At 65.7% G+C, this 11883-nt stretch carries 14 protein-coding genes and 1 tRNA gene; 9 read left to right on the top strand and 6 right to left on the bottom strand.

Annotation, left to right across the window (positions count from 1 at the left end):
* Positions 1 to 82: 82 nt before the first annotated feature.
* On the bottom strand, positions 83 to 1258 hold the full coding sequence (locus HWX36_RS34675; RefSeq protein ID WP_279613413.1) for an MFS transporter: 1176 nt from the start codon (positions 1256 to 1258) through the stop codon (positions 83 to 85).
* Between the two features lie 282 nt (positions 1259 to 1540).
* Here HWX36_RS34675 and HWX36_RS34670 point away from each other — a divergent pair, with 282 nt between their 5' ends.
* The 3 genes from HWX36_RS34670 (at position 1541) to HWX36_RS34660 (ending at position 4258) form a co-directional block, all read left to right on the top strand.
* Positions 1541 to 2200, top strand: a complete 660-nt coding sequence (locus tag HWX36_RS34670; protein WP_175958254.1) for a pyridoxamine 5'-phosphate oxidase family protein — start codon at positions 1541 to 1543, stop codon at positions 2198 to 2200.
* Between the two features lie 366 nt (positions 2201 to 2566).
* Entirely contained in the window at positions 2567 to 2860 is a 294-nt protein-coding gene (locus HWX36_RS34665; RefSeq protein WP_006491875.1) for an H-NS histone family protein, read from the top strand.
* Positions 2861 to 3100: 240 nt separating this feature from the next.
* Positions 3101 to 4258 (top strand): cation diffusion facilitator family transporter, encoded by a 1158-nt coding sequence (locus HWX36_RS34660; RefSeq protein ID WP_175958253.1) that lies wholly within the window; start codon positions 3101 to 3103, stop codon positions 4256 to 4258.
* A 48-nt stretch (positions 4259 to 4306) separates the two neighbouring features.
* Here HWX36_RS34660 and HWX36_RS34655 read toward each other — a convergent pair whose 3' ends face one another.
* From HWX36_RS34655 to HWX36_RS34645, 3 genes are all read right to left on the bottom strand, one after another.
* Complete coding sequence (locus HWX36_RS34655) at positions 4307 to 4777, bottom strand: Lrp/AsnC family transcriptional regulator (protein ID WP_006477376.1); 471 nt, start codon at positions 4775 to 4777, stop codon at positions 4307 to 4309.
* A 79-nt stretch (positions 4778 to 4856) separates the two neighbouring features.
* Positions 4857 to 5516: an exonuclease gene (locus tag HWX36_RS34650; protein WP_175958252.1), complete on the bottom strand. Its 660-nt coding sequence runs from the start codon at positions 5514 to 5516 to the stop codon at positions 4857 to 4859.
* Positions 5513 to 6157: an MBL fold metallo-hydrolase gene (locus HWX36_RS34645; RefSeq protein ID WP_175958251.1), complete on the bottom strand. Its 645-nt coding sequence runs from the start codon at positions 6155 to 6157 to the stop codon at positions 5513 to 5515. The genes HWX36_RS34650 and HWX36_RS34645 overlap by 4 nt, the downstream gene beginning before the upstream one ends.
* A 655-nt stretch (positions 6158 to 6812) precedes the next feature.
* On the opposite strand from HWX36_RS34645, the gene HWX36_RS34640 reads away from it, so the two are divergent.
* Positions 6813 to 7424 carry a septal ring lytic transglycosylase RlpA family protein gene (locus HWX36_RS34640; RefSeq protein WP_175958250.1) on the top strand — a complete coding sequence of 204 codons (612 nt, stop codon included), beginning with the start codon at positions 6813 to 6815 and terminating at the stop codon, positions 7422 to 7424.
* A 109-nt stretch (positions 7425 to 7533) separates the two neighbouring features.
* Here HWX36_RS34640 and rsmI read toward each other — a convergent pair whose 3' ends face one another.
* The gene (gene rsmI, locus HWX36_RS34635) at positions 7534 to 8415 is read right to left on the bottom strand and encodes a 16S rRNA (cytidine(1402)-2'-O)-methyltransferase (protein ID WP_175958249.1); all 882 of its coding nucleotides are present in this window, start codon (positions 8413 to 8415) and stop codon (positions 7534 to 7536) included.
* Between the two features lie 46 nt (positions 8416 to 8461).
* On the opposite strand from rsmI, the gene HWX36_RS34630 reads away from it, so the two are divergent.
* The 5 genes from HWX36_RS34630 to HWX36_RS34610 all read left to right on the top strand — a co-directional run bounded on the left by HWX36_RS34630 (position 8462) and on the right by HWX36_RS34610 (position 10920).
* Positions 8462 to 8890, top strand: a complete 429-nt coding sequence (locus tag HWX36_RS34630; protein WP_175958291.1) for a YraN family protein — start codon at positions 8462 to 8464, stop codon at positions 8888 to 8890.
* A 126-nt stretch (positions 8891 to 9016) separates the two neighbouring features.
* Positions 9017 to 9601: an SIS domain-containing protein gene (locus HWX36_RS34625; protein WP_175958248.1), complete on the top strand. Its 585-nt coding sequence runs from the start codon at positions 9017 to 9019 to the stop codon at positions 9599 to 9601.
* Between the two features lie 17 nt (positions 9602 to 9618).
* Positions 9619 to 10419: a BON domain-containing protein gene (locus HWX36_RS34620; protein WP_175958247.1), complete on the top strand. Its 801-nt coding sequence runs from the start codon at positions 9619 to 9621 to the stop codon at positions 10417 to 10419.
* Positions 10416 to 10778 carry a c-type cytochrome gene (locus tag HWX36_RS34615; RefSeq protein WP_175958246.1) on the top strand — a complete coding sequence of 121 codons (363 nt, stop codon included), beginning with the start codon at positions 10416 to 10418 and terminating at the stop codon, positions 10776 to 10778. The genes HWX36_RS34620 and HWX36_RS34615 overlap by 4 nt, the downstream gene beginning before the upstream one ends.
* 66 nt (positions 10779 to 10844) lie before the next feature.
* Positions 10845 to 10920 (top strand) — tRNA-Ala (locus HWX36_RS34610).
* 388 nt (positions 10921 to 11308) lie between these two features.
* Here HWX36_RS34610 and HWX36_RS34605 read toward each other — a convergent pair.
* Positions 11309 to 11883 (bottom strand): hypothetical protein (locus HWX36_RS34605; protein ID WP_208457839.1); only part of this gene is annotated, 575 nt, incomplete at its 5' end.

The raw sequence follows: 11883 nt of genomic DNA, 5'->3' as shown, positions 1-11883 counted from the left end.
AGCGGTCAACAGAAGGGGGTGAAAGCGCGCATGCGGCAACGCATGCGCGCTTTCTTTTTGGGCCGGCGCCCGCCGCGCCCCGTCAGATCTTCAGCCGCGCGAGCACCTTCGGCGCGACGGCCGCGACGAGCGCCGCGCACAGCGCGACGACGGACAGGCCGATCGTCAGGTTCGCGGCCTGCGCGACGGCGCCGATCACGACCGGACCGAACAGCATGCCGAAATACGCGAGCCCGGCCACGTGCGCGAGCCCTTCGGCCGCGTGGATGCCTTTCACGCGCGCGGCGGCCGCGAACAGCACCGGCATCATGTTCGCGAGGCCGAGACCCATCAGCGTGAAGCCGGTCAGCACCGTGGCCGGATACGGCAGCAGCAGCGCGCCGATCATCCCCGCGCAGGCGAGCGACGCGCTCGCGAACACGAGCTGCGGGGCGCCGAAGCGGGCGCGCACGGCGTCGCCCGCGAAGCGCGCGATGGCCATCCCGCCCGAGAACGCGGCATAGGCGGCGCTGGCGAGCGCGGGGCTCGCCACGACGACGTCGCGCATGTAGACCGTCGCCCAGTCGTACATCGCGCCTTCGGCGATCAGCGCGACGAGCGCGATGCCGCCGAGCATCCACAACGCCGGCGAGCGCCAGCGGTTGCCGCCGCCGTGCGCGTGTTCGTGGTGCGGCACATGCGGCAGCACGGCCGGGCTGGCGACCACGAGCACCGTCGCGCTGGTCGCCGCCGCGAGCGCGAGATGCACGGCCGGCGCCATGCCGGCCGACAGCAGCGCGCCGCCGGCGGCCGCGCCTGCCATCCCGCCGATGCTGAACATGCCGTGCAGCGACGACATGATCGGCCTGCCGATCGCGATTTCGACCGCGCTGGCCTCGGCGTTCATCGCGACGTCGAGCGTCGCCATCGAGAAGCCGAACAGCGCGAGCACGGCGAGCAGCATCGGGTAGCCGGGCACGACGAGGATCAGCGCCGCGCAGGCCGACATCACGAGCCCGCCCGCGAGGCACGCGGTGCGCGAGCCCACGCGCGCGATCCAGCGCGCGATGGTCAGCATCGCGGCGATCGAGCCGACGGCGACCGCGAACAGGGCGATCGACAGCAGCCCGGGGCTCAGCGCGAACTTGTCGCGCACGGTCGGCACGTGCACGCCCCACGACGCGAACATCATGCCGGCGACGAAGAACAGCGCCATCGACGCCGCGCGCGCCCGCTGGCGGGCCGGAAGCGACAGCACGCGATGCGCGTCGGGCGGCATGGCGAACGGGGACGATGATTCGGGGGAGGAGGATTCGGACACGGTAACGCTCATCAAAAGTCATGCACGGACGCACGCGGCGCCCGTCGGATCCGTCCGATTCTATCGAACCGCTTACGATCGTGCCGGGCGATGGCCGTTTGGCCGATGAGCCGGCGATTCCCCGCTGACCCGTGTTCGCCCGGACAGGCCGTTCGGCCGATGCGCGGCGAGCCGCGCCCGCGGGTAACATCGAAGCGCATGGCGTGCCCGGCGCGCCACCTTTCGACCGCAGGAGTCCTCTTGAACATCGATCCCGCTCTCGCCGTGCATCTGCTGCACCGCTGCGCGCTCGGCACGCTCGCCACCCATTCGCGCGATCCGCAGGGTTTCCCGTATCCGACGGTCGTCCCGTTTGCACCCGATGCAAGCCATCGTCCCGTGATCCTCGTGAGCGGCCTCGCGGAGCACACGCGCAATCTGGCCGCCGATCCGCGCGCGGGCTTCCTCGTCGTCGACGCACCCGGCGGCGACGTGCTGAATGCCGAGCGCGCGACGCTGCTCGGCCGGTTCGTGCCGCTCGGCAACGATCCGCACGTCACCGCGCGCTACTGTCGTTATGAGCCGGACGCCGCACGCTATCTCGCGCTCGGCGATTTCACGTTCTGGGCGCTCGACGTCGAGCGGCTGCGCTATATCGGCGGTTTCGGGCGCATGGGCTGGGTCGACGGCACGCATCTCGATGGGCTGCCGCCGCTCGCGTTCGACGAGGAACGGGCGTTATGGGACACGTACGATGCAGGCGATGCGCGCCGCGACGGGCTCGAATTGCTCGGTGTCGATCGCCACGGCGCCGACTGGCGACATGGCGGCCGCCGCGTGCGTACGCCGTTCGATACGCCATTGGCCGATGCGGGCGCATTGCGCGAGCGGCTGATTGCACGCGCGCGAGACGTGACCTGACGTCGCGGATGCCGGCTTGTCCGCGCCTTGTTCGTTTGGCGAGTCGCGCCATCCGATTTTCGCAAAGCTGTCGTCTGATGAAAGCTTCGATTTTTTTGAATGCAGGGTAATTGCGTATGTTGATAGACTTAATAGGAAATGGCTAATGTCCTAATCTCTGTGTAGGAACGTGGAAATTTGAGAAAAGGCCGCGACCGGTCAAAATGACACAGGTGAATTTCAATTGAGCTCGGGATTTTCATGAATCTCGCTTCTATCAAATCTTTTTTGTGCTAATCTCTGCCTTCGAAAATCCGAGGCACATATATTTCATGAATGGTGAGCTGGCTGCAGACCGGCGCCATTGGTCAGATAGAAAGGGAAACTATGTCTTCTTACAAGGACCTGCTGGCCCAGCGGGAGAAGCTGGAGAAGCAAATCGAAGAAGCGAAGTCGCGTGAATACGCTGAAGTGCTGAATGACGTGAAGCAGAAAATTGCCGACTATGGCTTTTCGCTCGCCGAACTCGGTCTCAGCCGCGCGAAGGCAGGCAAGGTTGGCCGTCCGCGTGCAGGCGTTGCCGCGAAATACCGCGATCCGGAAACGGGCGCGACGTGGTCGGGCCGCGGCAAGCCGCCGCGCTGGATCGCGGGCAAGAACCGCGAGCAGTTCGCAATTTAAACGTTTGTTTAAATTACCTGCTCTTCAAAAGAGCCGCGTGTCCGTTAAGGAGCGCGGCTTTTTTGTTTTCAGCGGTCGCCACGCACATCGAGTTGTCATGAAAATGTAATGATCCGGTGTGAATGGAAATGCGACACGTTCGCATAAGCGGTTGATTTAAATAAGAAATTTGTGGGTATTGGCGGGGTTCGCGGGGCGCCTTGATAGAATCGGGTATCGCACACCGATATCCCATATTTCATGTCCACGTTTTCCGGCGACGCGCAGAGCGCAGATAAACACGCGGTTGCACGCAAGAGCACGTTCGTCAGTATTGTGCTGAATGTCGTGCTTGCGACATTTCAGATCGTCGTCGGCGTGATTGCGCATTCGCAGGCATTGATTGCCGACGGGGTGCATTCGGTTTCCGATTTGATCTCGGATTTTGTCGTGCTGGCTGCGAATCGGCATAGCGGCGCATCGCCGGATGCCGACCACAATTACGGACACAGCCGCTACGAGACCGTCGCATCGCTGTTTCTCGGCGCGATCCTGATTGCGGTCGGCGTCGGCATGCTCTGGCGGGCCGGCGACCGTCTCGTTAATCTCGAAAACATTCCGGCGGTACATTTTTCCGCGCTGGTCGTCGCGCTGACGGTGCTCGTGTCGAAAGAGGCGCTGTTTCGCTACATGCTGCGCGAAGCGCGGCGCGTGCGCTCGGCGATGCTTGTCGCGAACGCGTGGCATGCGCGTTCGGATGCCGCATCGTCGCTCGTCGTCGCGATCGGCATCGTCGGCAGCCTGGCCGGCGTGAAACTGCTCGACCCGATCGCGGCGGCGATCGTCGGCTTCATGGTTGCGCGCATGGGCTGGACGTTCGGCTATGACGCGTTGCAGGACCTCTCCGACCGTGCGCTCGATACGACCGATACGGCCGAGATCCGCGCGCTGCTCGCGGCGACGCCCGGCGTGCGCGACGTGCACGACCTGCGCACGCGCAAGATGGGCGATGCCGCACTCGTCGACGCGCACATCCTGGTCGACCCGAAAATCTCCGTCTCCGAAGGGCACTACATCGCCGAGACCGCGCGTGCGCGCGTGCTGACCGATTCGCGCGTGCTCGATGCGCTGATCCACGTCGACCCGGAGAACGACGCGGCGCGCCGTCCCGCGCTCGCGCTGCCGCCGCGCGGCGAGATCGCGGCACGGCTCGAGGCGGCGCTCGCGCAGCGCGGGCTGCGTGCGGCGGCAATCAACCTGCATTACCTGAGTACGGGGCTCGAGATCGACGTGACGCTTGCCTGCGATCCGCACGACACCGACGCGGCGCTGGCCGGCCGGCTCGACGCCGACGCGTTGAAGCGCGAGTTCGGCGCGCGCCGGATCGGCTTCACGCGCACGATGCCCGCGCAGGCGTGACCCGCCGCGGGCACGCGCGACGGCCGGCCGCCAGCGCGTGCCGGTGCGTTACAGCGGCAGTTGCGTGTCGAACTTGATTTCGCGCAGCACGACGCTCGTGCGCACCTGCGACACGGCAGGGATCTTGAAGATGCGTTCGTGCAGGAACACGTCGTAGGCCTTGATGTCCGGCGCGACGATCTTGAGGATGTAATCGGCTTCGCCGGTCGTGCTGTAGCACTCGGTGACTTCCGGGCAGGTCGCGATCTCGCGCTCGAACTGCTCGACGCCGCCTTCGTTGTGGCGGGTCAGGTGCACGTGCGCGAGCGCGCAGACGTGCAGGCCGAGCTTCTCGCGATCGAGCAGCGCCGTGTAGCGCTGGATCACGCCCGACTGTTCCATGTCCTTGATGCGGCGCCAGCACGGCGTGCTCGACAGGCCGACCTGGTCCGAGATTTCCTGGACCGAACGGCGCGCGTCGAGCTGCAACAGGCGAAGGATTTTTTGCGAAAAGGAATCGAGCGTCACCTGCGCCTCCATGCGGCAACTACAACACGCTGAATGTTAGAGGGCCGGGAAAGGAAAGGCAATCAGGCGTCGCGTTGTTGAGCAAGATTCGCTAATTTGCTCGCGGATCCGTGGGGTTTTGTCCCGCCCCTGCGTTTTCCGATCGATCGGTGTCCGATACCGCGAGGCCCGCGATCGCGGCCTGCTGGCGGCGCAGGTCGGCGAGCATGTTGCAGAACAGCGCGCCTTGCTCGATCGCGTCGTCGAGCGCGACGTGCGTGTGCGGATGGTCGTCGAACCAATGCTTTGGAAAACGCGGCTTGATCGCCTTGCGGTACGGCAGGCCCGTCATCGCGAACGCGAGCGTCTTGATGTCGAGCGCCGACCACGAGAACGGGCAGCGCCCGGCGAAGCGCATCATGTACCAGAACATGAACGTGAAATCGAAGCCGGCCGGCATCGCGACGAACACCGGCTTGCCGGGCAGCGCCTCGACCCAGTCGACGTACGCGAGCAGCGCCGCGTCGGGCGCTTGCAAATCCTTCCGGCACGCGGCCCATGCTTCGGGCTCGGTCTTCCACCACGCTTCCTGCACCGGGTGCGCCTGCGCGCCCGGCAGCGTTTCGAGGTTGGCCGAGAACGTCGCGATCAGCTGCTTGTCCTCGGTGTAGGCGGCCGACGCGAAGCTCAGCATCGAGTGCGGGCCGGGAATCGGACCGTCGGCCTCGACATCGGTGCTGACGTAGATTTCCGGGATAGCGGTCTGGTTCATCCGAATACCTTGTCGGACACGAACGGGTTCGTGCGGCGCTCGTCGCCGAACGTCGACACCGGGCCGTGGCCAGGCACGAACGTCACGTCGTCGCCGAGCGGCCACAGCTTCTCCTTGATCGACCGGACGAGATCCTCGTGATTGCCGCGCGGGAAATCGGTACGGCCGATCGAGCCGGCGAACAGCACATCGCCGACGATCGCGACGCGATGCGCGCGGCTGAAGAACACGACATGGCCGGGCGTGTGGCCGGGGCAGTGATAGACCTCGAGCGTCTCGTCGCCGAACCGCACGGTGTCGCCGTCGTTCAGCCAGCGGTCGGGCTCGAAGGTGTCGGCGGCCGGAAAGCCGAAGCGTTCGCTTTGCATCGGCAGCTTCTCGATCCAGAAGCGCTCTTCTTCCTGAGGCCCCTCGATCGGTACGCCGTAATGCGTCGCGAGCGTCTTCGCGCCCGCGCAGTGATCGATGTGCCCGTGCGTGAGCAGCACCTTCTCGACCTGCACGTTCTGTCGCGCGACTTCCTGTTCGATCCGGTCGAGGTCGCCGCCCGGATCGACGACGGCGGCGCGGCCCGTCTTTTCGCAGACGAGCAGCGAGCAGTTCTGCTGGAACGGCGTGACCGGAATGAGCGTGACTTTCATGGAGGCACCGGCGGCTAAAAGGAGCGATTGTACCGGTCGCGCGTGCTGCCTGCCGCTCGCGTGGCGCATCGCGCGACGCGTGTCTCAGGGCAATCCCGGAGCATGTCGATTGTTACCGCCATAGAGAGAATCAATGGTCCGGCCGGGCCGCTTTTCGAGATGGCGTTTTGATTTATGTATAATGCGCCCCATTGCGCGTGGATTTCACGCAATTCGCTGGTGTTTCGGCCCCGTTAAAAGGGGCATCGAAATCACCGTCAAGCATCAGCCGCCGGGGAGTCCGGCGGTGTATCCAGCACCGAGCATTCGGTGCTCACGTCTTGTCCGGCCGGGTGCTGCGCGCCCGCCTGCGGCCCTGCTGCCGCGCCGCCGGATGAGGCCTGTGCCGCCGTTCCTGTGCGTTGGTCGTATCGACGCGCGCGAACGTGAAGCCATGTTCGATGGCGGCATGTGGGGTCTGGTCAGGCTGTTGGGGACAGGTTGCGCCAGACGTGAAAGCTAATCAGGACGGTTGCGGCATAGACGAAAGCCGCGCCCATGCTAGCCGCCTGCTCGCATTCGAGCGGGGCGTGCACGCATTTGCCGTCCGGGCCGCGTGTCTGCGCTGTGAAGCAGCGTGATGAAGCAGCGGCCCGCACCAGAAGGCGACACGTCGATGAACGTACGATTTCCGAGTCGATTCGGGACCATTGCATTATTTTTTGCGTTGACGGGCTGTGCGGTGCCACCCAGCCAGACCACCGGTAGCGCGGACCAGAAGAACGCGGTCGACAAGACGGCCGCTGCCGCCAAGGCGGACAACGACAAGCAGCAACTGAATTTCGATTCCGCGCTGGCATCGATGCCGGCTGCCGACAGCAAGGACGCGAAGAAGCCGTCGCTGGCCGACGCCGAGCCGATCGACGCCAAGGACGTGTCCGACTTCCGCCAGACGGGGCGCGCCTCCTGGTACGGGCGGGATTTCCACGGTCGCCGCACCGCGAACGGCGAGCGTTTCAACATGAACGCGCTCACTGCCGCGCACCGCACGCTGCCGCTTTCGTCGTACATCAAGGTGACGAACGCGTCGACCGGCAAGTGGGTCGTCGTGAAGGTCAACGATCGCGGGCCGTTCAAGCGCGGCCGCGTGCTCGACCTGTCGTATGCGGCCGCCAAGTTGATCGGCCTCGTGCACGCCGGCACGGGCCGCGTGAAGATCGAAGGGCTGTCGCCGCAGGAAGCGCGCGAGGCACGCGACGAGATGCTCGCGTCGGTCTCGACGAAGTAACGCGGCGGATCCGTCCGCTCATGCAAAAGGGCTGCCCTCGGGCAGCCCTTTGTCTTTCCAGCGACGCGCGATGCCGGCGCCGGTTTCCCGGTGCCGGCCGGCTCGCGCGTCAGCGCTCATCCTTCAGCGCAAGCGCTCGCGCATACAGTGTGTTGCGCGACGCGCCCGTCAGCGCGGCCGCGAGCTTGGCCGCGCTCTTCACCGGCACCTCTTCCAGCAGCAGCTTGAGCAGCGCGTCGTGCGCGGTGACGTCGGCTTCGCCGCTCGTCGCCGGCGCGCCTTCGACGACCAGCACGAACTCGCCGCGCTGCCGGTTCGCATCGCCGGCGAGCCAGGTCTGTCCTTCGGCCAGGGTGCCCTGGAACAACTGCTCGTGTAGCTTGGTGAGTTCGCGCGCGATCAGCAGCCGGCGCGCGGGGCCGAACACATCGGCAAGCGCGGCGACGGTTTCGGTGATCCGGTGGGGCGCTTCGTAGAACACCAGTGCATACGGGTGCGATACCAGCGCCTGCAGCGCGGTCGCGCGCTGCTTGGCCTTCGGCGGCAGGAAGCCCGCGAACGTGAACGCGCCGGCCCAGTCGCCGGCCACGCTCAGCGCGGTCACCGCCGCGCTCGCGCCCGGCAGCGGGATCACCGCGAAGCCGGCGGCGCGCACCGCGTCGACGAGCCGCGCGCCGGGGTCCGAGATGCCGGGCGTGCCGGCGTCCGACACGTAGGCCACGCGTTCGCCGGCGCGCAGCAGTTCGACCACGCGTTGCGCAGCTTCGCGTTCGTTGTGCTCGTGCACGGCGACGAGCGGCTTCGAGATCCCGTAGCGGGCGAGCAGCTGGCCCGTGTTGCGGGTGTCTTCGGCCGCGATGCGATCGGCGAGGCCGAGCACGTGCAGTGCGCGCAGCGTGATGTCGGCGGTGTTGCCGATCGGCGTGGCGACCACGTAGAGCGCGGCGCTCGGGTAGTGCTGCGTATGCGCGAGTTCGAGGAGGGCAGTCATGGCAGGCAATGCGCGCAATCGCGGCGCAGGCGGAACAAGGACGGCATTGTGCCACGCGGAGGCGGCGCGGCCGGATGACGGGCGCGGTTTGCCGCGCGCGGGCGACAACTTTTCCGGTGCGGCACGATCCAAACCGGTCGGCGCGGCATTCGAGCAGCGCGCGCGGCAGTTTCTCGAACGCCGTGGCCTCGTCTTCGTCGCGGCGAATGTGACGATGCGCGGCGGCGAGCTCGATCTCGTGATGCGCGAGCCCGACGGCATGCTCGTGTTCGTCGAGGTGCGCGCGCGGCGCAGCATCCGGCATGGCGGCGCGGCCGCGAGCGTCGGCTGGCGCAAGCGGCGGCGTCTGGTCGCGGCCGCGCTCCAGTTCTGGGCGCGGCACGGCGCAGGCGCCGCGTGCCGCTTCGACGTCGTCGCGTTCGAGGCCGGCCGGCTCGCGTGGCTGCGCGATGCATTTCGTGCCGACGATGCGTAGCGGCGAGCTGTGACGAGATGTAAAGAGTTCTTGCCGGACCCCCGGAGAGGGCGCCGGAGTACGGTAAACTCGCCGCACCCACGATGTCGCGCGATGCGTGCCACGCGCCCAGTTCACCAGGAATCGATGTCAGTCGAACGTATTCAGCAACATTTCCGCGACAGCGCCACGCTTCACGCCGAAGCGGCCGACGCGCTGTCGCTGCCGATCGCAGCCGCGGTCGATGCGATGTTCGCCGCGCTGGCGAACGGCAACAAGATCGTCGCCTGCGGTGACGGCCCGTCGGCCGCCGCCGCGCACTACCTCGCCGTGTCGCTCGTCGGCGGCTTCGAGCGCGAGCGCCCGGGCCTACCCGCGATCGCGCTGGCCACCGACGCGTCGCAGGGCGGCCTCGCGGGCGCGGTGTCCGCCGAGCAACTGTTCGCGCAGCAGGTGCGCGTGCTCGGCCAGACTGGCGACATCCTGCTGGTGCTCGATCCGGCCGGCGCGTCGCCGCGCGTGCTGGCGGCGATCGACGAAGCGCACGAGCGCGAGATGACCGTCGTCGCGCTGACGGGCGGCAACGGCCATGCGGTCGCGGCTGCGCTGTCCGATACCGATATTCCGATCAGCGTGCCCGCCGTTCGCGCGGCGCGCATCCACGAAGTCCATCTGCTGACCATCCACTGCCTGTGCGACGGCATCGACGCGATGCTGCTGGGTGAGGATTGAACGAAGGAGAGCCGTCGATGAATCAAAGCCGCGTCAAACAGACGCTCGTCAGAACCACGCTGCTGGCTGCACTGACGGCGGGCCTCGCCGTGTCGCTGCAGGGTTGTGTGCTCGGGGTCGTGGGCGCAGCGGCCGGCGGCGGCGCGCTGATCGCGACCGATCGCCGTACGCTCGGCGCGCAGACCGAGGATCGCGAGATCCAGGTCAAGGCGCTTTCGCAGATCAACAACGGGCTGCCCGACCAGTCGCACGTGAACGTGACGGTGTTCAACCGCCGCGTGCTGCTGACGGGCGAAGTGCCGAACGATGCGTCGAAGCAGCGCGCCGAGGAAATCGTGCGCGCCATCAACAACGTGAACGGCATCGTCAACGAGCTGTCGGTCGAGCCGGCGTCGTCGCTGTCGTCGCGCGCGAACGACTCGTACCTCGAAGGGCGCGTGAAGTCCGAGCTGATCGCGACGAAGGGCATCTCGGCGAACTACTACAAGGTCGTCAGCGAACGCGGCAACCTTTACCTGATGGGGCTCGTGACGGTCGACGAGGGCAATCGCGGCGCGGAAGCGGCCAGCCAGGTGCCGGGCGTCGAGAAGGTCGTGAAGGTGTTCCAGTACATCCAGCCGCAGGACGCGCAGGCGCTGCAGAACGCATCGCCCGCGAGCGGCGCATCCGGCGCGCAGGCTGCCGCCGCGCCGGCGGATACCGCGACGGTGGGCGCCGTGCCTGACGCGTCGGTGCAATCCACGCCGTTGCAGTCGCCCGCGCCGATCTCGAATTCGTCGAGCGTGCATCCGGGTAACCCGAAGGCCCCGTCGCAATGAAGAGCATGCAGATGAAGCAGATGAAACAGTGGATGGTGCAGGGCGTCGCGGCCGCGGCGCTCGTGGTGGGGACGCTGGGCGCCGCGCACGCGGATGTCGGCGACGGCCTGAAGGTCGCGCGCGGCAACGCGTGCATGGGCTGCCACGCGGTCGACCGCAAGCTTGTCGGCCCGTCGTTCAAGGATATCGCCGCCCGCTACAAGGCCGATCCGCAGGCCGTGGCGAAGCTGTCGAAGAAGGTGAAGGAGGGCGGTTCGGGCGTCTGGGGCGCCATTCCGATGCCCGCGCACCCGCGCATGAGCGACGCCGACGTGCGTTCGGTGGTCGAATGGGTGCTGGCTGGCGCGCCGTCAAAGTAAGGTTTCAGGGGCGATTCAACCCCTATTGCCAAGCGCGGAAATGCGTGTGTATGATGGTTGTCTGTTGGGGCGGTAGCTCAGCTGGGAGAGCGTCGCGTTCGCAATGCGAAGGTCGGGAGTTCGATCCTCCTCCGCTCCACCAACGGAATTTGATCGGCTTGAGACAGTGAGACAGGAAGGATAATTTTGCCTTGAGTGCAAAGATATGCTTCTCTGACAAAGTGCAATCTTATGCTTCAACGACAAAGCCGGCCATGTGCCGGCTTTGTCGTTTTGGCGCGACTTCCTAGTGTGCTGGCGGAGTCCACCGTGCGGTGAGGGGGACTGCGGATCGCAAGTTCGGCACAACGATGTAAAGCACTCACATGCAGACCCCTAGCGGCAAGCACCGCCAAAGGAAGGGCATCGCGTCGATCAGTACTCGGATGCCACTAGACAATATGTATTCATGGGGGTGCGTGGGAAACCCTTGGAAAACAATAGCTTGCACATCCATGTATGTGAATTGGCAGCAGAATTCACGTGTTTCCTTACTTGCGTGCTGGAGCCTCTTCGATCTTTTTCAGCATCGCGTTAACCTTTGCGCTGTCCGTCCTTGATATGGAAGGCGGTGAGTCGATCCATCGTTCGAACCGCTGCATTGTCCCAAGCTCGATCCGTTTGGGAGTGTCAACGGGTAGGAGCAACTTCTCGCGAATTGAGTCAGCTAAGTCCTTGTGGGTCCATGGATAAAACTGGAAGCCCATAATCATGGCGTACCCACCAGCCCGGATTAGTACCTCGGCCCAAGTCTTAGGAAGCGCCCGAACGGCAAACACAGGGCGCACGCCGATGTGACGGGCCATACGGATCTTGGCCACAAACTCACTTACGTCTAGGTAGCCAAGCGTGTTTTTTACCTCCACGCCATAGCCCGTCCCGCCCTTCTCGAAAATAAAGTCCAGGTCGTGGCCGGTCTCAGTCCACTCTACCCCGTTGTACGACCGCGACTCTTCGGACAAAAGAAGGAATAGAGGTGGCCTCACTCGTTCGGACAGTTTTCTGAGATTTTTAAGTGGAGCGGCCGAGGCAATCATGCTGCCGATTTGATCGCAGGCAGCGTCGC

The sequence above is a fragment of the Burkholderia sp. BCC0405 genome (assembly GCF_902833075.1).
In the GTDB taxonomy this organism is placed as follows: domain Bacteria; phylum Pseudomonadota; class Gammaproteobacteria; order Burkholderiales; family Burkholderiaceae; genus Burkholderia.
Note: the sequence above shows the minus strand (reverse complement) of the source record. Positions and strands in the feature narration are given on the sequence as shown.

Coding starts and splice junctions, on each gene's coding strand:
- HWX36_RS34675 (WP_279613413.1), bottom strand. CDS start 1,258: ATGCCGCCCGACGCGCATCGCGTGCTGTCGCTTCCGGCCCGCCAGCGG.
- HWX36_RS34665 (WP_006491875.1), top strand. CDS start 2,567: ATGTCTTCTTACAAGGACCTGCTGGCCCAGCGGGAGAAGCTGGAGAAG.
- HWX36_RS34660 (WP_175958253.1), top strand. CDS start 3,101: ATGTCCACGTTTTCCGGCGACGCGCAGAGCGCAGATAAACACGCGGTT.
- HWX36_RS34655 (WP_006477376.1), bottom strand. CDS start 4,777: ATGGAGGCGCAGGTGACGCTCGATTCCTTTTCGCAAAAAATCCTTCGC.
- HWX36_RS34650 (WP_175958252.1), bottom strand. CDS start 5,516: ATGAACCAGACCGCTATCCCGGAAATCTACGTCAGCACCGATGTCGAG.
- HWX36_RS34645 (WP_175958251.1), bottom strand. CDS start 6,157: ATGAAAGTCACGCTCATTCCGGTCACGCCGTTCCAGCAGAACTGCTCG.
- HWX36_RS34640 (WP_175958250.1), top strand. CDS start 6,813: ATGAACGTACGATTTCCGAGTCGATTCGGGACCATTGCATTATTTTTT.
- rsmI (WP_175958249.1), bottom strand. CDS start 8,415: ATGACTGCCCTCCTCGAACTCGCGCATACGCAGCACTACCCGAGCGCC.
- HWX36_RS34625 (WP_175958248.1), top strand. CDS start 9,017: ATGTCAGTCGAACGTATTCAGCAACATTTCCGCGACAGCGCCACGCTT.
- HWX36_RS34620 (WP_175958247.1), top strand. CDS start 9,619: ATGAATCAAAGCCGCGTCAAACAGACGCTCGTCAGAACCACGCTGCTG.
- HWX36_RS34615 (WP_175958246.1), top strand. CDS start 10,416: ATGAAGAGCATGCAGATGAAGCAGATGAAACAGTGGATGGTGCAGGGC.